This window comes from Fontimonas sp. FW305-C-3 (assembly GCF_058783185.1).
In genome coordinates this window covers 162862-183090 of sequence record NZ_JBYSYK010000003.1, presented here as the reverse complement: position 1 = coordinate 183090, position 20229 = coordinate 162862, and the positions used below count along the sequence as shown (strand labels likewise).

The following is a 20229-nucleotide window of genomic DNA, read 5'->3' as shown; positions in this document are numbered from 1 at the left end:
CGCTGGTTACTTTTCGCCGAACAGCGGGCGGTATTCGGCATAGCCTTCGGCGGCGAGCTTGTCGACCGGTACGAAGCGGATCGCCGCGCTGTTGATGCAGTAGCGCTTGCCGCCGCGATCCTTCGGGCCGTCGTCGAAGACGTGGCCGAGATGCGAATCGCCGACCCGGCTGCGCACCTCTGTGCGCGTCATGCCGTAACGGGTGTCGCTGTGGTACTTCGCCACTTCCGGCACGATCGGTCGGGTGAAGCTCGGCCAGCCGCAGGCGGAGTCGTACTTCTCGTTCGACGTGAACAGCGGCTCGCCGGTCACCACGTCCACGTACAGGCCGGGCACGTAGTTGTCCCAGTATTCGTTGCCGAACGCGCGCTCGGTGTCTTCTTCCTGCGTGACCGCGTACTGCGCCGGCGTCAGCGTCTTGCGCAGGGTCGCGTCGTCCGGCTTGCGGTATTTCGACGGATCCACCTTGACCTTGGACGGCGGCACCGAGGCGTTGGTCAGGCTGGAGAAATCGGTATGGCAGTAGCCGTTCGGATTCTTCTCCAGATAATCCTGGTGGTAGTCCTCGGCGAGGGCGAACTGCTTGAGCGGCTGCAGCTCGGTCACGATGGGTTTGGACCACAGACCGCGTTGCGCCTTGACGACCGCCTCGGCGACCGCGAGATCCGCCGGATCCTTGTAGTAGATGCCGGTGCGATATTGCTTGCCGCGATCGTTGCCCTGCTTGTTCAGCGACGTCGGGTCGATGATCTTGAAGAACATGCCGAGCAGCTTCTCGAGGCTGACCCGCTTCGGGTCGTAGCGGACGCGCACGGTCTCGGCGTGGCCCGAGCCGTCGATCACATCCTCGTAGCTGGGTTTCTCGGTGGAACCGTTGGCATAGCCGGAGGCGGCATCCGCAACGCCGTACACGCGAGCGAAGTAGGCCTCGACGCCCCAGAAGCAACCGCCCGCCAGCCAGATCTCCTTGAGCTCCGACTTGCTGTAATCCACGCCGATATTCGGGTTGGGCGGGAAGCGTGAATTCGCATGCGTCTTGGCGCCCTTGGCGTCGTCGAAATGCGCAAGGATCCAGTCGTTCGAGACCTGTCCGGTGTGCACGTCGAGCAGCTTGCCATCCGCGCCGATCCACGCGCCCGAAGGATATTTGTCGATCCCCAGCGACGCGGCGAAGGCACCGCCCGAATCGACCAGGATGGGAACGGCGAACTTTCTCTTCTTGGCCCAGGCTTCGAACTCTCCGGCCGGCATCTCGCCGATGTATTCCGGTGAAGCGACGGTGAGCACCTCCACGTCGTCGCTCTGGTTGGCGGCCAGGGTCTCGACCTCGGACATGCCGGCCAGGCAGATCGGGCACCAGCTCGCCCAGAACTTGATGTAGACCTTCTTGCCGCGGTAGTCGGCGAGCTTGACGGTCTTGCCGCCCAGCTCGGGCAGCGACATCTCGACGGGTTTGCCGGACGCAGCCTGCTCGGATGCCGCCGCATTCTTGCTCGACGAGTCAGAGCCCGCGGAGCAACTCGCGGTGAAGATCATCGACAGTGCCGCGATGGAGATCCAGGCCAGCTTCTGCAGGTTCACGGTTTCACCCTCTGAAAGTCCGGCAATCCTTGCCGTGATGCTGCTGATACGAGGCAGCGACCGGGTTTAGACGCGCTCCCGCGCAAAAAGTGCCCTGCGGATCAACTCAAGCGCCTGAGCCGGAAGAAGTTGACCGAGCCGATGATGACGCCGATCGCCGAGATCGTCATGAACAGGCTATACGTTTCCGTCTTCGCCAATGTGATGCTGAGCACAGCGGCGCCGAGTGCCATCGCGGCGCCGACGCTGCCCATCAGCAGGCCCAGCACGGTGCTGTAGATCTCGATCGGAAAATAGCGCGCGGCCAGGTACGTCAGGATGTCGCCCTCGACGCCATAGGACATGCCGAGCAGCAAGACCGCGAAGCCGATCAGATAGATGTCGCTCGCGGTCGACGCGAGGATCAGCAGGCCGAACAGCGGCATGCCCATACCGACCGCGGCGACCAGATACGCCGGCCAGCGGTCGAGCGCCCAGCCGGACACGATGCGCGCGAAGATCACGCCGGTCGCGAACACCGACACCATGAAGCCGGCTTCGATCGACGTCAGGTTGCGGTCGGTCAGCATCAGCTTGAGCTGCGAGGCCGACAGCGCATGCGGCAGGCTGCACAGCACCGAACTGATGACGATGATCCTGAAGGCCGGCGAGCGGACGATCGCGCGATAGTCCGCGCCCGCACGACGTGGTGTCTGCGCCGCGCGCTGGGCGAAGAGCGGATTTCTCGCCGGCATGACGATCAGCGCCGCGAAACCCAGCGCCGCGCAGAACGTCGAGATCGCCAGATAGCCGGAACGCCAGCCGACCGAGTCGATGAAGCCGGTCAGCAGCGGACTACCGACGGCGCCGACGATAGCCGGGCCAGCAGCGATCAGGCCGAGCGCGAGCCCGCGCCGGGCAACGAAGTTCTCCGCGATCAGGCGGCTGTAGACGGTTGCCGACGTCGTCGTGCACAGCAGCGACTGGATGATCAGCATCGCGAAGTACAGGCTGATATCGCCTTGCATGCCGGACAGGATCAGGAAGCTGACGGGAAACGCGACGACACCGACGGCCGCGACGCGGCGCACGCCGAACAGGTCGGTGCAGCGCCCGACCAGCGGGATGCACAGGATCGTCAGCAGGGTCGCCGTACTCGCCAGCGCGAACTGGCTGCGCGACCAGCTGAAGTCGGCAAGCAGGTATGGCGCGATCACGCTGTTGACGTAGCCGATGATGCCGATGCCGGCGCTCATGCCGAGGCTGGCCGCCAGCAGCGCGCGCCAGTTGACCAGAAGTTCGTTACGACCGATCGCTGTGGACATGCCCGCTGCTCGCTGGTTCAGGAAATGGGAACAAAGGATTCGAATGCAGCTCAGTGGCCCGCACGCGCCGCGGCTTCCGGCGAGAACATCGGCGGCGACATCGGCGTGTTGAGGCGCCACCACTGCTTGCTCTCGTTGACGAGGTAGCCGACTTCGTAGGCGCCCGAGGTCAGGTCGTGGTAGATCGACACGCCGCGATGCCAGGTGCCGGATTCCTGCGAACGGAAATAGGTGATCAGCGGCGTGCGCGTCAGCATGCCGGTCTGGTCGTAATTGTCGCCGAGGCTGGCGAGCCAGCTGTCCTCGTCGGCGTAGACCGTGCGCTTCGCGTAGATGTGGCGCAGACCCGGCTTGAGCGTGCCTTCGATGACCCACACGCGGTGCAGCTCGTAGCGGAGGTAGTCGGGATTGACCGTGCCCTTGCCGAGCAGGTCCTTGTACTTCACCGCCGGATCGTTGATGCGGAAGTTGTGATACGGGATGTACATCTCCTTCCTGCCGACCAGCTTCCAGCTGTAGCGCTCGGGCGAGCCGTTGAACACGCAGTCGTCGTCGGCGGTGCGCAGGCCGGCCGGCGGCACCGGATAGTCGAAGCCGACATTCGGTGCCTGCCGCACGCGACGCACGCCGGGCAGGTACTGCCAGGACTGCGTGGCGTCCTTCGAGTAGTCGTTCGGCTGGTAGCCGACCGCGGTGAAGCCGCGATCGCGCTCGGGCAGCAGATAGCCCTGCAGGAAGTAGGAGTTGATGCGGTCGCGGTAGGAGCCGGCCTTGTCCGGATCGTTGGCCGGGGTCATCACCTTGAAGTTGATGCGGCCCCAGGCGGTCGAGCCATTGCCATAGACGTCGGCGATGTCGCACTGCGCGGTCTGCGTGTAGACGCGCAGCGCGTTGGCGACGTTCCAGATCGCTTCGAGGCCGTTGGCTGGAAACGGAAACGGAATCGCGCCGGTCGTGCCGTCGACGGCGCGACCATCTTCCTGCACGACGGCTTCAAGGGCGTTCTTCTTGGTCCGCTCGCAGACGCCGGCCGAATCACGGAAGTCGCGGTGGCTCGGATAGACGTCCATGCGGAATTCGTCCGGGTATTTCTCGAACAGCGCCTTCTGGCCGGCGCTGAGGTGCGCTGCATGTTCCGCGACGTTCTTCGCGGTGATGCTGAACAGCGGCTTCTCGGCGGCATAGGGGCCGGGTTCGTAGCCGTGCTTCTGCGTCACGCCGGGCCAGGTCGCCTCGTACTTGCCGCTGAATTCCGGAATGCCGCTGGCGCTGCCGGCGCGCTCGGCGCCGATGCAGCTGTATTTCGGTCCGTCGAGTTCGGCAGCCTTGTCGGCCGCCACCTTGGCCTGCGCGTTCTGCGCTGCCATCGCGACGCATGCAAGGCCGCCGACGAGCCACCAGGCTTGAAGCTTCATGCGACAAATCTCCTCGAGGATTCGCGTCCGTGCCGGACCTGCGGTCCGGCCGGCGCTTTGTTTGGTTTCAACGCTGCTTCGTGCGGACGATTGTAGAGCGTGCGGGCCGTCGGGAAAATTGTTGTTGCACTGAGGCAATCGATCCCGATGCCGCCGCGCGGACGATGCGGCCGAACTTCGGACATTCCATGTGACTGGGCGCAGGGCAGGCGGCGGCATGGCGCAGGCCATCGCGCAGTACACCGAGCCTGCGGATCGTCGCGTCGAGTTCGTCTGCCTTGGCGGCCAGCAGCCTGCGGTCGATGCGCGGCTTGCCGTCGGCGCCGAACATGCGGGCGATCTCGTCAAGCGTGAACCCGGCGCTGCGGCCGAGCGCGATCAGCGCCAGGCGTTCGAGCACGCTATCGTTGAAGATGCGTCGCAGGCCCTTGCGCCCGATGGAGCGGATCAGGCCCTGCTCCTCGTAATAGCGCAGCGTCGAGGCCGGCAGGCCGGAACGTTCGGCGACGGCGGCGATGTCGAGTTCCTGCATGCCCTTGACCTCAAGTCGACTTGAAGTTGCATGCTGCGGCTTCCGGTATCGGAAAGACAAGTGGAGACAGCGATGAATGCATTGAGCGTCAATGAGCAGGCGGCAGCCTGGAACGGCAGCGGCGGCAATGCCTGGGTCGATGCGCAGGCCCTGCTCGACGGCATGTTCCTGCCGTTCGAACAGCTGTTGCTGGCGGCTGCGGCTGCGCGGCCGCGCAACGGCGTGCTCGATATCGGCTGCGGCACCGGTGCGACGACGCTGGCGGTGGCGCGCAAACTCGGTGCGCAAGCGCGCTGCGTCGGTGTCGACATCTCCGAGCCGATGCTGGACGCCGCACGTGCCCGTGCACGGCGCGAAGGCCTGCCGGCCGAGTTCGTCCAGGGCGATGCGCAGACTTATCCGTTCGAGCCGGCCGGCGCCGATCTGATCATGTCGCGCTTCGGCGTGATGTTCTTCGCCGATCCGCTCGCGGCGTTCGGCAATCTGCGCCGCGCGGCGAGGCTAGGCGCGGACCTGACGCTGATCGTCTGGCGCGGGCCGCAGGACAATCCCTTCATGACGGCGGCCGAGCGCGCCGCCGCGCCGCTGCTGCCGAAGATCGAGCAGCGCGAGATTGGTGCGCCGGGTCAGTTCGGCCTCGCCGATCCGCAGCAGGTCCGTGGCATCCTGCAAGGCAGCGGCTGGGGCGACATCGACATCGCGCCGCTCGATACCGCCTGCAGCTTCCCGGAGTCGGAACTGCTGATGTATCTGAGCCGGCTCGGTCCGCTGGGCCGTGCGCTGCCGGAGATCCAGGAGCCGCTGCGTTCGGAGATCATCAGGACCGTCCGCGCCGCGTTCGAGCCCTACGTGCAGGGCGATCAGGTGCGCTTCAACGCGGCGTGCTGGTTGGTCAGCGCGCGGGCGGGGTAGAACACTCTTGGCCCGTAGCCCGGGTGCAACCCGGGTTTCACCCGGGCTACGAGGAGCGGTTGTTGCGCTGCGCGTACCAGGCCACTGCGTCCTTGATCGTCTCGGCAATCGGCCGCGGCGTCCAGTGCAGCTCGCGGCGCGCCTTGCCGTTGTCCATCGCCTGGAAGGCATTCGACAGGAACACCGCATCGGTGCTGATCAGGTAATCCTTGCGGCCGATCAGCTTGAAGATCGTCTCGGCGATCAGCGCAACGACATACGCGAGCGAGCGCGGAATGATCTTCGGCGGCAGCTGGCCGCCGGCGGCGGCGGCCTGGCCGTAGAAGTCGCGGTTGCTGATGAACTCGTTGGCGATGATGTAGCGCTCGCCGAGACGGCCGTGCTGTTCGGCGAGCAGGGCCGCTTCGGCGACATCGCGGACGTCGACCGTCGGCGCGCCGGCGTTCATCGCTGCGCGCGCCTTGCCGCTGGCGACCTGCCACACCATGTTGCCGTGCGGCGTCGGCTGATAGTCCTCGGGGCCGTAGGTGTTGGCGATGCACAGCGCGACGCCGGGCAGGCCCTTGTCGCGGCAATACGCCAGGAAGCGGTTCTCCGCCTCGACGCGGGCGAGGATGTAGCCCGAGGCGCGGTCGCGCCAGTTGAACGGAATGTCTTCGGTCACCGGCCCGCCGGGATTGAAGCCCAGCGTGCCCATCGTGCTGGTGAAGATGAAGCGGCCGACGCCGCAGGCCAGCGCGGCGTCCATCGCGTTGACCAAGCCGTCGACGTTGTTGCGGTACAGCGGTGTTGTATCGGTGAGCCAGAAGCGCGGATCGACCACGCTGTGGAAGACCGTGCCGCAGCCCTGCATGGCTTTCTGCAGCGAGGCCGGGTCGAGCACGTCGCCATAGTGGATCTCGACGTCGAGGCCTTTCAGCGCGTCCTGATTGCTCGACTTGCGCAGCAGTACGCGCACCTTGCGGCCGCGCTGCACCAGGAGCCGAGTGATATGGCTGCCGACGAAACCGCTGGCGCCGGTGACCAGGACCGGCTGGTCTGTAGAGCTGGGCATGAGCGGATTCTAGGGACGCGGCCCTGGCAACGCATGACCAGAACTGCAGGCGATCTTGCCTGCCATGACTGGGGTGTCAACCGGCGACAGGCCGTTTGTTAATGTCCGCGCGTATGGATGACCTCACGACACTGCGCGAACTCGAAGCGCTCAAGCAGCTCAAGGCGCGCTACTGCCGCAGCCTCGACGCCAAGGACTGGACCGCCTGGCGCGACCTGTTCACCGACGATTTCGTCAGCGACACCCGCGCATCGGGTGGCAAGCTCATCGAGGGCGGCGATGCCTTCGTGGCTTTTGTTCGCGGCATCCTGGGGCGGCCGTCGCGCACGACGGTCCATCATGTGCATGCGCCGGAAGTGTCGCTGACCTCGGCGACGACCGCGAACGGCATCTGGGCGATGGAGGATCTGGTGCGGCTCGCGCCGTTTTTCACGCTGCGTGGCTATGGCCACTATCACGAGACCTACGAAAAGATCGACGGCATCTGGCGCATCAAGTCCTCGGAGCTGACGCGCCTGCGCATGGATCTGCAGACGCCGCTGTTCTCGGTGCGGATGCCGGCCGGGCGCCGCTAGGCGTCAGCACGTAGCCCGGGTGAAACCCGGGATCTGCACCGGCAGGGAATGCGCGAACCCGGATTGCATCCGGGCTGCGGATGTCAATCAGCGCTTCCCTGGCGCTCTCCGCGGTTCAGCAGCAGCGCCCACACCATCATCACGAGCGCCAGCAGGCCGAAGACCACGAACGGCCCCGGCTCGCGCCAGTGATCGAACAGCCAGCCGCCGGCGACGCTGGCGACGAGGATGCCGACTGCGCCGCTGAGGTTGAAGGTGCCGATGATCGCGCCGCGGTTGTGTTCGGGACTCTGCTGCGAGATCAGCACGCCGCTGGTGATGATGCAGCCGACTTCGCCGAGGCCGATCAGCATCGCGCTCGCCATCATCAGTCCGCCGAAGGGATCGTGGACGAAGAACGTGCTGCTGTAGCCGGTGCCTGAAACCGCGAGCGCGACGGCGAGTGCCTTCACGCGGTCGACGCGGTCGGCGAGGATGCCGAACAGCGGCGCGCCGAGCAGCGCCACGCCCTGCGCCATGCCGACCAGCATGCCGGCCTTGGCGAGCGCCGCGGCGCGATCGAGACCCAGCTCGGTCGTGCCGTGATTCGCACCCCACAACGCCAGGAAGGTGCCGACGATCGCCAGGTTGCCGCGCGCGATGAACGAGGCGCCGTAGGCGAGCGCAATGCGTGGATCGCGCGCGGCGCCGTAGCCGGCGCGCAGGCTGTCGATGAACGGCAGGCGTGCCTCGACGGCGGCCTGCGGGCGACCGCTCTTGAGGCCGAACAGCATCATCACGCCGGCCAGTGCGGCGATGCCGGCGACCAGGTAGTAGGTGTCGGTGCCGGCTTCGATTGCGGTGGCGCCATTCTTCTGGAACATCGCCGGCAGGCGGAGCAGCAGGAACACGGCGACGACGGCGCCGAGGCCGTTCATGATGCCCTGGTAGCCGGCGGCCTTGCCGCGGCTCTGATCGGCGACGTAGTCCGCGAGCAGCGTGACCATGATGACGATGACGGCGGCGACGCCGACCGCGAAGACGCAGCGATAGGCGAGCAGTTCGCCGACCGTGCTCGCCTGCGGATGCAGCGCGATGCCGAGTGCCATCAGCAGGAAGCCGGCGGCCATCAGCGGCTTGCGGCCCCAGCGGTCGGACAGCGGCCCGACGACGGCGACGACCGCGATGATGACGATCTCCTGCCAGAAGTTGAGCATGCCGCTGACGCGGCCGTGACGTTCCTGCGGCAGCTGCAGGAACTCGCTGAACAGGAAGGCCTGCATCTGCGGCAGGAATGACGACAGCATGATCGCGGCGAAGCTCGCGATCAGGAAGTGGCTGAGGTGCAGGCGACGGATGTCGGTCTGCAGCTGCAGGCCGAGGAATCGCAGACCCCTGGTGCTGCGAGTCATATCTGCTGCATGCATCGGCTCATCCTCCATGCGCAATGTTTGGGTCGTCATTCCCGCGAAAGCGGGAATCCAGAGCGTGCCATTTCTCTGGCAGCGCCAACGCGTGCTTCAGCGCACGCGTCCCGCTTTCGCGGGAATGACGATGGTTGATCAGTTGCTCGGGAACAGCGCCGGGATCGCGGCGCGTAGGCCCGTCTCCATTTCGTCGAGCACCTTCGCAGCCGCCGGCGCGGCGCTGCTGCGCTGCCACCATTGCTGCGTCAGCGACAGTCCGTCCAGGCAATCGGTCTTGCCGAAATGGCGGACCAGGACGCGCGCGTACCAGACGATCGGCAGCAGCGCCGCGTCGGCGAGGTCGATCGTCTCGCTGCGCGGCTTGGCCGTCGACAGCAGTTGTTCCAGCGTCTGCAGCTGCGTCTGCAATGCGGGCAGGGCCTCGGCGATGCCGTCCGGACCGACCGCGCCGCGCAGCGCGCGGAACAGCGGGAACAGCGCAGTGGCCAGATACAGGTCGGCGAAGCGCACCAGCGCCTGCAGCTGTGCCTGGCCGAGGGCATCGGCCGGCCGCATCGGCGGCTGCGGGTGCGTCGCCTCCAGGTATTCCATGATCGCCCAGGACTCGGCGAGCGAGCGGTCGCCCAGATCGAGTACCGGAATCTTGCCGATCGCGTTCTTCGCCTTGATCGTGTCGGAGCCCATGCCGCCCGGCGGCGCGACGATCTCGACCGGCAGATCCTTGTGATAGATCTGGATGCGGCAGCGCGCGGCGTACGGCGAGAAGGCGGAGTTGTACAGCTGCATGGCGCGTTCCTTTTACAGATTCAGCAAATGGATGCCGAAGGCGGCGTTGACGATGAGGCCGATCCAGATCAGGTAAACCGGCGGCCGGCAGCGGGCGAGGGCGCGGCTCAGCGTCTGCTCGACCTCAGGGCTAGAACCTTTGCCCATCAGCTGGCCGAACGCCGCGACAAAGGGCTTCAGCTGGATGCGGATGTAGATGCCGCAGGCGACCAGCGCAGCGAACACGAGCAGCTTCGCGGCAACCCAGTCGGCCTTGATGAAGCTGTCGGCGAGCAGCGCATGCACGCCGGCGGCGACCAGCGCGATGACGATCAGCACGCGAAACCACAGGTCGATCTGCGCGAGCCGTGCCTTGGCCTGCAGGTTCTGCGTGAAGTACAGGTAGTTGACGTTGGCGAACCAGACCAGCGCGACGATCCAGACGCCGGCGTCGACGAAGCCGGGCACGTCGATCAGCCGCAGCTGCGTCGACATCGAGAAGCCGAGTGCGAAGATCAGCGGCATGCACAGTTTCGGACCCTGGTCGCAGCCGAGCATGATCTTCAGCGCGGTGTGGCGCTGCGCCGGGCTCAGCTTCGGATCGACGACGAAGCGGCTGGAGAAATAGGTGCCGAGATCGCCGCCCAGCCAGTAGACCATCGCGAGGATGTGCAGCAGCTTGAGCGTCAGGTAGTAAGTCATGGGCTCGTCATGCTCGCGAAGGCGGGGCAGGATCGATCGTGCAGCGCGCGCCGTCCTGGATTCCGGCTTGCGCGGGAATGACGGCTGGTCGCACTACGTCGATGTTCAATGAAACTCTCGCACGTCGACCAGATGGCCGCTGACGGCCGCCGCCGCCGCCATCGCAGGACTGACGAGATGCGTACGGCCGCCGGCGCCCTGGCGGCCTTCGAAATTGCGATTGGACGTGCTGGCGCAGCGCTCGCCCGGTGCCAGTTGATCGGGATTCATGGCATTGCACATCGAACAGCCGGCTTCGCGCCACTCGAAGCCAGCGTCGGTGAAGATGCGGTCCAGGCCTTCGGCCTCGGCCTGCGCCTTGATCAGGCCCGACCCGGGCACGACCAGCGCGCGGGCAACCCCGGCAGCGCGTTTGCGGCCACGCACGACCGCCGCGGCTGCGCGCAGGTCTTCGATGCGCGAGTTGGTGCAGGAGCCGATGAAGACCTGATCGATCGCGAGTCCGCGGATCGGCTGGCCTGCTTCGAGGTTCATGTAGCGCAGCGCCTTCTCCCAATCGGCGCGTTGCACGGCATCGCTCGCGTCGCCGAGCTGGGGAATGCGGCCATCGATGGCGATGACCTGATCCGGCTTGGTGCCCCAGGTGACGAGCGGTGCGACGTCGCCCGCATCGATCGCGATGCGACGGTCGAACTGCGCGCCGGGGTCGGAATGCAGATGCGCGCGCCAATGCGCGCTCGCCCGTTCCCAGAGCTCGCCCCGCGGTGCCCTGGGTCTTGCGCGGACATACGCTTCGGTGACGGCGTCATAGGCGATCAGCCCGGTACGGGCACCGGCTTCGATCGTCATGTTGCACAGCGTAAAGCGCCCGGCCATGTCGAGCGCACGCACCGCCGCGCCGCTGTACTCGATCGCGTAGCCGCTGCCGCCGGAGATGCCGAGCACGCCGATGATGTGCAGTGCCAGATCCTTCGCCGTGACGCCGGCCGGCAGCGTGCCGCCGACATCGACCTGCAGGCTGCGGCATTGCTGCTGCAACAGGCATTGCGTCGCCAGCACATGCTCCAGCTCGGAGGTGCCGATGCCCCGTGCCAGGCTCGCCAATGCGCCATGCGTGGAGGTATGCGAATCGCCGCAGACGACCGTCATGCCGGGCAGGCTGATGCCCTGTTCCGGGCCAACGACATGAACGATGCCTTGCCGCGCATCGAGCAACTTGAACTGGTCGATGCCGTAGCGATCGCAGTTGTCGTCGAGCGTCTGCACCTGCAGGCGCGCCATCGGATCGGCAAAGCCGGCCATGCCGCGCGCGCGGTCGGTGGTCGGCACCTGGTGATCGGCGACTGCGAACAGGCTGCGGCTGCGCCAGGGTTGGCGATCGGCCATTTGCAGGCCGGCGAAGGCCTGCGCGGAAGTCACCTCATGCAGGATGACGCGATCGATGTAGAGCAGGCTGTCGCCATCCGCGCGGCTGCTGACGACATGCGCATCCCACAGCTTGTTGTACAGCGTGCGTGGTGGGTTGAACTGCCGCATGTCCCTTACTGACCCGGAATCCGCGCCGTGTTGCGCGACAGCCAGGCCATCGAGCGGCCGCCGGTCGTGGTGCCGGTCAGTTCGCCCGCGAGTCTGGAGGCGTCGAGCAGTTTGTCGATGTCGATGCCGGTCTCGAAGCCCATCAGCTTGAGCATCATCACCAGATCCTCGGTCGCGACATTGCCGGTCGCGCCGGGTGCGAAGGGGCAACCGCCGAGGCCGCCGATCGACGCATCGAAGCGGCGGATGCCAGCCTCCAGCGCGGCGTAGGCATTGGCAACGCCCATCGCCCTGGTGTCGTGGAAATGGCAGGTGAGTGCGGCGGCGCCGACTTCGCCGGCCAGGCGCTGCATCAGCTTGCGCACCTGCGCCGGATTCGCGGCGCCGATCGTATCGGCGACGACGATCTGGCTCGCACCGTCGGCCAGCAGGCGTGCGGCGAGCTCGGACACGCGCTGCTGTGGCGTCGGTCCTTCAAAGGGGCATTCCCAGGCCGTCGCGATGCAGGCTTGCACGGCGAGGCCGTCGGACTTCGCCTGCGCGAGCACCTCCGTGCAGACATCGAGCGCACCGGCCGTGCTCATGCGGATGTTCTTCTGGTTCATCGTGTCGCTGGCGGCGACGACGAGCACCATGGAACGGATGCCGGCGGCACGCGCCAGTTCGTAACCCTTGCGGTTCGGGATCAGCGCCGAGTATTCGGCACGACCGGCCGGCAGTTGTGCCGCCAGCTCATCGGTGCCGGCCATCGCCGGCACGGCCTTCGGCGAGACGAAGGAACCGACTTCGATGTGCCGGATGCCGGCAGCGAGCAGCGCGTCAATCAGCTGCAGGCGCTGGGCCGGCGCGAGGATGCGCGGCTGGTTCTGCAGGCCGTCGCGCGGGCCGACGTCGTTGACGATGACGGACTCGGCCATGGCGTTCAGCGGATCGTCTGCTGTTCGCGCAGCGCGCTGATGCGTTCCGCAGGCATGCCGAGCAGAGACTGCAGGACCTCGTCGGTGTGCTGGCCAAGCAGAGGCGGCGAGGAGAACGTCTCCTCGTTCGTGCGCGAGAACTTCAGCGGACTGCCCGGGGCCTTGGTCGTCTTGCCGTTCGGATGCTGCAGCTCGACGACCATGTTGCGATGGACCACCTGCGGATCGCGCAGGGCCTGGCCGAAATTGTTGATCGGCGCGCAGGGGATGCGCTTGGCGTCGAGCTGGGCCAGCCAATGTTGCTGCGTGTTCGTCGCAAAGATCTCGCCGAGTTTCGTATCGATGAAATCCTTGTCGGCGAGCCGGCCCGGCTGGCGGTCGTACTTCGGGTCGGCGAACGCCGCGACGTTCACGACTTCCTTGAGGTTGTGCCAGAAGTTGTCGGTGATGACGGCGACGATGATGAAGCCGTCCTGCACGCGATAGCTGTTGTACGGCACGTGGACGAAATGCGCGTTGCCGATCGGCAGCGGATTCTCGCCGGACAGGAAATGCATCGTCGCCATGTAGTTCAGCAGCGAGATCTGGCAGTCGACCATTGAGATGTCGACGTCCTGGCCCTTGCCGGAGCGCTCGCGTTCCAGCAGCGCGGCGAGGATGCCCATCACCGAAAAGGCGCCGCCGCCGAGATCGCCGATCGGGATGCCGGCACGCACCGGCGTCACCGCATCGATGCCGGTGATCGACATGCCGCCGCCGACCGCCTGCGCGACCTGGTCGAAAGCCGGGCGTTGATGGTTCGGGCCGCTGGAACCGAAGCCGGTGATCGAGCAGGTGATGATGCGCGGATTGCGTGCCGCGAGGCTTGCATGATCGATGCGCAGCCGCTGCGGCACGCCGGCGCCGAAATTGTTGATGACGATGTCGCTGTGCTCGACCAGTTGATAGAACAGTTCGAGACCGTCGGCCGACTTTAGATCGATGCAGACGCTGCGCTTGTTGCGGTTCAGCGTCAGGAAGTAGGCGCCCATGCCGTCGATGGAGTTGGCCGGATCGCTGGCGAGCAGTCTGCGTGTGCCTTCGCCTTCGAGCGGCTCGACCTTGATGACGTCGGCGCCGAGGTCGGCGAGGATCATCGCGCCGTAGGGGCCCGACAGCATATGCGTCAGGTCGAGGATGCGGACTCCGGCCAGTGGTTTGTTGGGTGCGGACATCCGGATCAGCCCAGGTACTTCGGCTTCAGCACGTCTTCGCCTTCGGTCCAGTCGAGCACGCCGAAGGTGTTGTACTGCTCCTTCTGCGATTTCATGAACTGCCAGTAGCAGCACAGGCTGAACTGGTCGTCGATCAGCGTCTCGCGGCTGTCGAAATGCTCGGCCTTGCCGAGGAAATGCCCGCGCGAATAGCAGTAACGGCCGAAGGACATGCCGTTGCCGAAGACATCCGGGCCGTGGAACTGGTGGTGGTTCGATTCGCGCGAACGCAGGTAGCTGTACTTGCGCTCGATGACGCCCGTGATCGTCACATCGATGCGCGCGCGCAGCAGGTCCAGCGGCAGGTAGTCGATGACGACATTGTTCGTGCCGACGTATTCCTGCTCGCTGTTGTAGACCGCCATCTCGCCGCGCCACTGGCCGCTGTGCTTGACCGGCAGCACGAACGGCCGCTTGGCGTTGAGGCGCTCGCTGGCGATGTGTGCCTCGACGCGCGCGTCGGTCTCGGGGCCCTTGTCGCGGGTGTTGATGTACAGGCCGTTGAACACGGCGACCTGGCAGTTGCCTTCGAACAGCTGCGACGAATACACCTGCAGGCCGCGGTCGGCGACGATGTGGTTGATCGTGCGCAGCTGCACGTTCCAGCCGGGGCTGAAGTACTCGGAATGCACCAGCGGACCGAACGGCCGGCCGGTGCCGTAGAAATCCGGCCCGGTATAGATGCGGTCCTTGTCGGAGTCGATGACGCCGAAAGCGAACTCCGGAATCTGGAAGCGGCTCGTGAAGACATCCGCGCCGTCGAAGTTCGTGTGCATGTAATACGTCGTGCGGCCGTTCTCGAACACGCTGGAACGCGTGACACGGTTGAACGCGACCTGGGTGCCGTCCGGCTTGAACAGCGCCGGCATGCCATGCCAGTCGCCGGTGATCAATTGCTGCCAGTTGCTTGGTTGCGCTGCCATGACGGACCCTGTTGTGATCTGTATTGTTATAAAACTATAACAATATGAGGTGAACTTGTCAGCGGCGCTGCCGGTGCGCGGTGATCGCGCTGTCGCTGATGTCCCGCTGCAAGCGGACGACGGCGGTCGCGTCGTCGGCGACGTAGGCCAGGCCGAACAGCGTGATCAGGCGCGCCAGGTCGCTGCGGATCTCGGCGTCCGGCCGCGTCGTCGGCCAGTCGAGAAAGGGCCGGCCGGTGACGGTGTCCGCCGGATAGGTCGGCGAGAAATGGTTGGCGCCGCGCAGGATTGCCAGATGGCAGTCGCCGCGGGTGCTGCGGATGCCTTCATCGAAGGTGCGGACGACCGGCCCGGTCGGATCGGGTTCGCTGTTGCCGCTCGTGCCGTAACGGAACGCGCTGGCGGCGATGACGCCGTCTTCACTGCCGCCGAGCAGCAGCGTCGGCAATGCATCCGGCAGCGCGAGCAGTGCGTTGTCCGGATAACCGAGCGCGGTCGAGGCCTTGCTGTGCGCGCCGTAGGCGAACACCGCGCGCAGGCCGGGGAACCAGTCGGGCCGCGCATTGAACAGCGCGACGCTGCCGCCGGCGGAATGGCCGCCGAGTAGGATGCGGTCGAGGTCGAGCAAGCCGGCGAGCGGACCGCTGAGGTTCTGCTGGCGCAGGTCGGCGATGACGGCGGCGAGCGCGGACGCCGACGGCCGGGTGCCGTAGTCGGCCGGTGACAGGGCGCTGATATCCAGGCCCGGACTCAGCGCCGTCATGCCGGGCATTTCCTCGACGATCCAGCCGTAGATCGTCGTGACGAAGCCGGCTTCGGCGAGCGCCGTCGCCAGCCAGCCGTAGGCCTCCGGGCTGACGTTGATGCCGGGCATCAGAATCGCGAGCGGGTACGGGGCGGCGGGCTTCACGGCGGGGATGCTGCCGGTATTGTTTTCCAGCGGCGTCGCGCCGTAGACGGCGGGGTAGTAGACCTTGCAGGACAGGCTGCCGGTCGGCATGGGCACCGAGCGGAACAGGGCGCGGATCATTGGGGTGCCGGACATCAGTGCATTTCCCCAAGCCGCGTGCACACACTCCGTTCGTGTCGAGTGCCGGCGAAGCCGGTGTATCGAGACATTCGCGCTGCGGCTGCGGCATCTCGATACACCGCGCGCTCCGCGCGCGGCACTCGATGCGAACGGGATTCTGTGGTCATCTCAAGCCGTCGGCCGCGGCAGCTTGCGGTCGCCACCCCACAGCTGGCGCACCAGCCGCTGGCCAAGCTCCTTCGTGAACAGTTTCTCGACCACGACGTTCGCCGGGTCGCGTTCGGTGATCGTGCGGCGGATCAGCAGGTCGCGCTCGGCCAGCGCACTGCGCTCGGCGCCGCTCATCGGGGTTGCGTCGTCAACCAGCTTGAACCAGTTGTCGAGATGCGCGTGCGCGGCCTTGCGGATCGTCGCCAGGTTGTCGTCATTGACGACGGCGCCGTAGCACAGGCTTGCCGGGCTCTGCGCAACGCGGGTGTAGAAGTCGCGGCTGATGAAGGGCCGGAACGAGGGGTTTGCCTGCAGCGCGAGGTAGGCCTGGTTGGCGGCGCCGTAGTATTTGTCGCAGTAGTCCGGCCGCGTCCACAGGTCGCGGCGCGGCAGGTAATCCATATAGACAAAGAAGTCCGGCGTGGTGCCGAGCGCGAAGCCGAGGTGCGGCGCATCGATGTGGGCGCCGAGGCCGACCGTCAGGTGCATGTTGGTGAACGTCGCCTTCGGATTGCCGGTCCAGGAGTGCACCAGCCAATCGATCTGCGGGCCGCTGTAGCTCGCCAGGTAACCGCCGGCACCGTCGATGCCTTTATAGGGCATCAGGTCGTCGCAGCTGGCATCGCGGGTCAGCGCAAAGCGCGACTGCACGCGGTCGAACAGCTCGCTGGTCAGCGCCCACAGCTGGTCGAACGTCGACTGGCGATCCAGCGCGGGGGCGGAATCGACCATTTCCTCGATGGACGTGAGGATGGTGTCACTCATTTGCTGGCAGCTCCGTGGGCAAACATCGGATCGTCTGGACTTGATCGCCTAATGATATATGTATGATACATTTAAAGCCTGCAATTGACCACCGCGCCGCCGGACCCGATGCTCCGGTCGCGCAACGCTCCAGGAATCAACATCGATGCTCGTGAACTTGTGGTACGTGGCCGAGTGGTCACACGCGGTCAAGGACAAGCCGGTCAAGGTCAAGCTGCTTGGTCAGAACTTCGTGCTGTTCCGCGACAGCAAGGGCAAGGTCAACTGCCTCAGCGATGTCTGCCTGCATCGCGGTGGCTCGCTGGCCGGCGGCAGCGTGCACAAGGATTGCGTCGCCTGTCCGTACCACGGCTGGCGCTACAGCGGGAAAGGCGAAGTCACCTTCATTCCTTCGCGCGGAGAAGCCGGCCCGATCCCGCAGCGCGCGATGATCGACGCGTATCCGACCGAGGAGCGCTACGGCATGATCTGGGTGTTTCTCGGCGATCTGCCGGAGAACGAGCGGTACCCGATCCCGCCGTTTCCCGAATACGGCCAGTCCGGCTGGCGCAAGCTTGAGAGCGAATTCACCTGGAAGGCCTCGGCCGCGCGCGTCGTCGAGAACGGCATCGACATGGCACACGCTTCGTTCGTGCATCCGGTATTCGGCCACCCGAGCACCGCCGCGAAGAACTTCATCGAGAGCGAGCATCGCGAGGAAGCCTGGGCGACGCATACGGTTGTGATGCATCCGCCGCAGTTCAAGGGCATCGTGCGCCAGTTCGTCCGCAAGGAGCGTCAGCCGACGCGCGTGCACCCGACGTATTACCTGGCGGGCTATGCAGTGCGCCTGCAGGTCGACCTGCGGCCGGGCTGGAGCACGATCGTGTTCGACGCCAACACGCCGGTCGATGAATTCACGACGCGCACCTTCGCGGTACAGCTGCGCTCGTTCTTCCGCGCGCCGATCTTCGACAAGGACTCCAAGCGGCGCCTGATGCAGATCTTCGAGCAGGACGCCGCGATCGTCGAACAGTCGCAGCCGAACTGGCTGCCGGAGACGCTGGAGAACGAGTTGTCGGTGCAGCACGACCGCTTCATGAGCGGCTGGCGCGCGACGCGCCGCCGCCACATCGAGGAGTTCGGCTGGCAGATCGACAGCGCGGCGCTGCGCCCGCACGAAGGCTTCAAGACCTTCACGATCCCGTCACCGGGACGGCGCGAGCACCCCGAGATCAAATGGGTGCTCGACACCGTGCCGCTGAAGCCGGCGACGAAGAAGAAGCGGCCGTTCAAGGACGGCGCCGAGGCCGTCGACGGCGCTGCCGCGACGACGCCAACGGCCGCCTGAGGCGGCCCTAGCTGCAGGCCTTCTCGAACGCGCCCGGCAGTTCCTCGGGGCTCACATCGCGGATGTGCGTCGCCAGCGACCAGCTGTGGCCGAACGGGTCTTCGACGACGCCGTAGCGGTCGCCCCAGAACATATCCTGCAGCGGCACCTTGACCGTCGCGCCGGCCTTGGCGGCCTGGGCGAACGCGGCGTCGACGTCCTTGACGTACATGTGGATCGTCACCGGCGTGCCCTTGAGGGTCTTGGGCCCGATGACGCCGTGCTCGGGCATCTCGTCGACCAGCATCACGCAGGAATCGCCGATGCGCACGCTGGCGTGCATCAGCTTGCCGTCCGGCCCCGGCAGGCGCGATTCCTCGATAGCGTCGAAGGCGATCTTGTAGAACTCGATGGCCTGCGCGGCACCGGCGCAGACGAGGTGTGGCGTAATCGTGTGCATGCCGTCCGGAATGGGTTTGGGCTTGCTCATGTCCTGCTCCTTTTTTGCGGATTGCAGCCCTGGTCGAACCGCCGCGAGCGATTTCGACAGGGCAGAGCCATGGTCCGCACGTATCATGGCTGCAGCATGAACCCCGGCCTCCGATCCGCACCACGATGACGCTTTACAAGGGCTACGCCGCCGAACTGGCGGCACTGATCGAATCCGCTGCGCTGAAGCCGGGCGAGCGCCTGCCGTCGGTGCGCGAGGCGAGCCGCCATCGCGGCCTCAGCGCGGTGACCGTGCAGAAGGCCTACCACAGCCTCGAAGCGCGTGGCCTGATCGAGGCGCGCGAGCGGTCCGGCTACTACGTCAGTCGGCGCCTGCCGGCCTTGCCGCAGCAGCCCGCGGCGTCGCGGCCGGTCGCGCAGTCGACGGCGGTCAGGAAAGGCGAGCTGATCTTCGAGGTGCTCGACGCCGTCCAGCAGCGCCGCGTCGTGCCGCTGGGCTCGGCGTTCCCGAGTCCGCTGCTGTTTCCGCTGCCGCAGCTGTCGCGCGCGCTCAACCGCGGCATGCGCACGCTCGATCCCTGGCGCACCGTCAGCGACCTGGCGCCCGGCAATGCCGAGCTGCGCCGCCAGATCGCATTGCGCTATCACATCGACGGCATGGACATCGCCGCCGACGAGCTGGTGATCACCGACGGCGCGATGGAAGCCCTGAACCTGTGCCTGCAGGCCGTCACGCGGCCAGGCGATGCGGTGATCGTCGAGTCGCCGACGTTCTATGTGGCCCTGCAGGCGTTGGAGCGCCTCGGCCTGCGCGCGATCGAGGTGGCGACGCATCCGGGCGAGGGCATCGATCTGGCCGCGCTGGATGCGGTGCTCCGGCAGCAGCGGCCTGCCGCGTGCTGGCTGATGCCGAATTTCCAGAATCCCACCGGCGCGCTGATGGCGGATGCACGCAAGCAGCAGCTGGTCGCGCTGCTCGAGAAACACGGCGTGCCGCTGATCGAGGACGACGTCTACGGCGAGCTGTACTACGCGGACCATCGGCCCAAGCCGGCGAAAGCCCATGATCGCAGCGGCAACGTGCTGCACTGCGGCTCGTTCTCCAAATGCCTGGCGCCCGGCTACCGCATCGGCTGGGCCGCGCCGGGACGGCATGCCGCCGCGGTGCGCCGACTCAAGCTGGGGACGACCTTGTCGGCGGCGATTCCGTCACAGCTGGCGCTGGCGGCTTATCTCGAAGGCACGGCCTACGACCGCCATCTGCGCCAGCTGCGCGAAACGCTGTTCCTCGAACGCGACGCGATGATCAATGCGATCGGCGAGTTCTTCCCCGCCGGCACGCGCGTGACACGGCCGCAGGGCGGATATTTCCTGTGGGTCGAGCTGCCCAGGGGCAGCGACGCGATGAAGCTGTACCGGCTGGCCCTGGCGCAAGGCATCAGTATCGTTCCCGGCGCGATCTTCTCGGCGCGCGAGCGCTTTGCGCACTGCATCCGCCTGAACTACGGACATCCGGAAGACCGCCGCGTCGTTCGCGCGCTGAAGACCTTGGGGCGCCTGGCGATCGATTGTGTTTAAGCCCGTAGCCCG

At 66.2% G+C, this 20229-nt stretch carries 19 protein-coding genes; 4 read left to right on the top strand and 15 right to left on the bottom strand.

Features of this window, described 5'->3' with window-relative positions:
- Positions 1-6 precede the first annotated feature (6 nt).
- The 4 genes from msrAB to AC3WUF_RS12275 all read right to left on the bottom strand — a co-directional run bounded on the left by msrAB (position 7) and on the right by AC3WUF_RS12275 (position 4832).
- Positions 7-1581 carry a bifunctional peptide-methionine (S)-S-oxide reductase MsrA/peptide-methionine (R)-S-oxide reductase MsrB gene (msrAB, locus tag AC3WUF_RS12290; RefSeq protein WP_492425941.1) on the bottom strand — a complete coding sequence of 525 codons (1575 nt, stop codon included), beginning with the start codon at positions 1579-1581 and terminating at the stop codon, positions 7-9.
- Between the two features lie 101 nt (positions 1582-1682).
- Positions 1683-2885, bottom strand: coding sequence for an MFS transporter (locus AC3WUF_RS12285; protein WP_492425939.1), 1203 nt, complete (start codon positions 2883-2885; stop codon positions 1683-1685).
- Between the two features lie 50 nt (positions 2886-2935).
- On the bottom strand, positions 2936-4300 hold the full coding sequence (locus AC3WUF_RS12280) for a DUF1329 domain-containing protein (protein WP_492425937.1): 1365 nt from the start codon (positions 4298-4300) through the stop codon (positions 2936-2938).
- 67 nt (positions 4301-4367) lie between these two features.
- Entirely contained in the window at positions 4368-4832 is a 465-nt protein-coding gene (locus tag AC3WUF_RS12275) for a helix-turn-helix domain-containing protein (protein ID WP_492425935.1), read from the bottom strand.
- 72 nt (positions 4833-4904) lie between these two features.
- Between AC3WUF_RS12275 and AC3WUF_RS12270 the strand changes: the two genes are divergently transcribed.
- On the top strand, positions 4905-5744 hold the full coding sequence (locus AC3WUF_RS12270; RefSeq protein WP_492425933.1) for a class I SAM-dependent methyltransferase: 840 nt from the start codon (positions 4905-4907) through the stop codon (positions 5742-5744).
- 46 nt (positions 5745-5790) lie between these two features.
- Here AC3WUF_RS12270 and AC3WUF_RS12265 read toward each other — a convergent pair whose 3' ends face one another.
- Positions 5791-6798, bottom strand: coding sequence for an NAD-dependent epimerase/dehydratase family protein (locus AC3WUF_RS12265; RefSeq protein WP_492425931.1), 1008 nt, complete (start codon positions 6796-6798; stop codon positions 5791-5793).
- 113 nt (positions 6799-6911) lie between these two features.
- On the opposite strand from AC3WUF_RS12265, the gene AC3WUF_RS12260 reads away from it, so the two are divergent.
- A complete protein-coding gene (locus tag AC3WUF_RS12260) occupies positions 6912-7373 on the top strand; it encodes a nuclear transport factor 2 family protein (RefSeq protein ID WP_492425929.1) in 462 nt (153 codons plus the stop codon).
- Positions 7374-7456: 83 nt separating this feature from the next.
- On the opposite strand, the gene AC3WUF_RS12255 is transcribed toward AC3WUF_RS12260, so the two are convergent.
- From AC3WUF_RS12255 to AC3WUF_RS12215, 9 genes are all read right to left on the bottom strand, one after another.
- Entirely contained in the window at positions 7457-8779 is a 1323-nt protein-coding gene (locus AC3WUF_RS12255) for an MFS transporter (protein ID WP_492425927.1), read from the bottom strand.
- Positions 8780-8914: 135 nt separating this feature from the next.
- Complete coding sequence (locus tag AC3WUF_RS12250; protein WP_492425925.1) at positions 8915-9565, bottom strand: glutathione S-transferase family protein; 651 nt, start codon at positions 9563-9565, stop codon at positions 8915-8917.
- A 12-nt stretch (positions 9566-9577) separates the two neighbouring features.
- Positions 9578-10246, bottom strand: coding sequence for a hypothetical protein (locus AC3WUF_RS12245; protein WP_492425923.1), 669 nt, complete (start codon positions 10244-10246; stop codon positions 9578-9580).
- A gap of 105 nt (positions 10247-10351) precedes the next feature.
- Positions 10352-11782, bottom strand: a complete 1431-nt coding sequence (gene leuC / locus AC3WUF_RS12240) for a 3-isopropylmalate dehydratase large subunit (protein ID WP_492425921.1) — start codon at positions 11780-11782, stop codon at positions 10352-10354.
- A gap of 5 nt (positions 11783-11787) precedes the next feature.
- Complete coding sequence (locus tag AC3WUF_RS12235) at positions 11788-12699, bottom strand: hydroxymethylglutaryl-CoA lyase (protein WP_492425919.1); 912 nt, start codon at positions 12697-12699, stop codon at positions 11788-11790.
- 5 nt (positions 12700-12704) lie between these two features.
- Positions 12705-13913, bottom strand: coding sequence for a CaiB/BaiF CoA transferase family protein (locus tag AC3WUF_RS12230; protein ID WP_492425917.1), 1209 nt, complete (start codon positions 13911-13913; stop codon positions 12705-12707).
- A 5-nt stretch (positions 13914-13918) separates the two neighbouring features.
- A complete protein-coding gene (locus AC3WUF_RS12225) occupies positions 13919-14875 on the bottom strand; it encodes a hypothetical protein (RefSeq protein WP_492425915.1) in 957 nt (318 codons plus the stop codon).
- A gap of 58 nt (positions 14876-14933) precedes the next feature.
- Positions 14934-15920, bottom strand: coding sequence for an alpha/beta hydrolase family protein (locus AC3WUF_RS12220; RefSeq protein WP_492425913.1), 987 nt, complete (start codon positions 15918-15920; stop codon positions 14934-14936).
- Between the two features lie 153 nt (positions 15921-16073).
- Complete coding sequence (locus AC3WUF_RS12215) at positions 16074-16880, bottom strand: red chlorophyll catabolite reductase (RefSeq protein ID WP_492425911.1); 807 nt, start codon at positions 16878-16880, stop codon at positions 16074-16076.
- Between the two features lie 145 nt (positions 16881-17025).
- On the opposite strand from AC3WUF_RS12215, the gene AC3WUF_RS12210 reads away from it, so the two are divergent.
- Entirely contained in the window at positions 17026-18210 is a 1185-nt protein-coding gene (locus AC3WUF_RS12210; protein ID WP_492425909.1) for an aromatic ring-hydroxylating dioxygenase subunit alpha, read from the top strand.
- 7 nt (positions 18211-18217) lie between these two features.
- On the opposite strand, the gene AC3WUF_RS12205 is transcribed toward AC3WUF_RS12210, so the two are convergent.
- Complete coding sequence (locus AC3WUF_RS12205; protein ID WP_492425907.1) at positions 18218-18679, bottom strand: VOC family protein; 462 nt, start codon at positions 18677-18679, stop codon at positions 18218-18220.
- Positions 18680-18804: 125 nt separating this feature from the next.
- Between AC3WUF_RS12205 and AC3WUF_RS12200 the strand changes: the two genes are divergently transcribed.
- Positions 18805-20217, top strand: coding sequence for an aminotransferase-like domain-containing protein (locus AC3WUF_RS12200; RefSeq protein ID WP_492425905.1), 1413 nt, complete (start codon positions 18805-18807; stop codon positions 20215-20217).
- Positions 20218-20229 lie beyond the last annotated feature (12 nt).

Excerpts from the sequence above, each read along its gene's own strand:
- AC3WUF_RS12235 (WP_492425919.1), bottom strand. The coding sequence starts at position 12,699 with ATGGCCGAGTCCGTCATCGTCAACGACGTCGGCCCGCGCGACGGCCTG.
- AC3WUF_RS12270 (WP_492425933.1), top strand. The coding sequence starts at position 4,905 with ATGAATGCATTGAGCGTCAATGAGCAGGCGGCAGCCTGGAACGGCAGC.
- AC3WUF_RS12255 (WP_492425927.1), bottom strand. The coding sequence starts at position 8,779 with ATGCATGCAGCAGATATGACTCGCAGCACCAGGGGTCTGCGATTCCTC.
- AC3WUF_RS12205 (WP_492425907.1), bottom strand. The coding sequence starts at position 18,679 with ATGAGCAAGCCCAAACCCATTCCGGACGGCATGCACACGATTACGCCA.
- AC3WUF_RS12220 (WP_492425913.1), bottom strand. The coding sequence starts at position 15,920 with ATGTCCGGCACCCCAATGATCCGCGCCCTGTTCCGCTCGGTGCCCATG.
- AC3WUF_RS12265 (WP_492425931.1), bottom strand. The coding sequence starts at position 6,798 with ATGCCCAGCTCTACAGACCAGCCGGTCCTGGTCACCGGCGCCAGCGGT.
- AC3WUF_RS12210 (WP_492425909.1), top strand. The coding sequence starts at position 17,026 with ATGCTCGTGAACTTGTGGTACGTGGCCGAGTGGTCACACGCGGTCAAG.
- AC3WUF_RS12260 (WP_492425929.1), top strand. The coding sequence starts at position 6,912 with ATGGATGACCTCACGACACTGCGCGAACTCGAAGCGCTCAAGCAGCTC.
- AC3WUF_RS12280 (WP_492425937.1), bottom strand. The coding sequence starts at position 4,300 with ATGAAGCTTCAAGCCTGGTGGCTCGTCGGCGGCCTTGCATGCGTCGCG.
- AC3WUF_RS12215 (WP_492425911.1), bottom strand. The coding sequence starts at position 16,880 with ATGAGTGACACCATCCTCACGTCCATCGAGGAAATGGTCGATTCCGCC.
- AC3WUF_RS12275 (WP_492425935.1), bottom strand. The coding sequence starts at position 4,832 with ATGCAGGAACTCGACATCGCCGCCGTCGCCGAACGTTCCGGCCTGCCG.
- AC3WUF_RS12230 (WP_492425917.1), bottom strand. The coding sequence starts at position 13,913 with ATGTCCGCACCCAACAAACCACTGGCCGGAGTCCGCATCCTCGACCTG.
- AC3WUF_RS12250 (WP_492425925.1), bottom strand. The coding sequence starts at position 9,565 with ATGCAGCTGTACAACTCCGCCTTCTCGCCGTACGCCGCGCGCTGCCGC.
- AC3WUF_RS12200 (WP_492425905.1), top strand. The coding sequence starts at position 18,805 with ATGACGCTTTACAAGGGCTACGCCGCCGAACTGGCGGCACTGATCGAA.
- AC3WUF_RS12225 (WP_492425915.1), bottom strand. The coding sequence starts at position 14,875 with ATGGCAGCGCAACCAAGCAACTGGCAGCAATTGATCACCGGCGACTGG.
- AC3WUF_RS12245 (WP_492425923.1), bottom strand. The coding sequence starts at position 10,246 with ATGACTTACTACCTGACGCTCAAGCTGCTGCACATCCTCGCGATGGTC.
- leuC (WP_492425921.1), bottom strand. The coding sequence starts at position 11,782 with ATGCGGCAGTTCAACCCACCACGCACGCTGTACAACAAGCTGTGGGAT.
- AC3WUF_RS12285 (WP_492425939.1), bottom strand. The coding sequence starts at position 2,885 with ATGTCCACAGCGATCGGTCGTAACGAACTTCTGGTCAACTGGCGCGCG.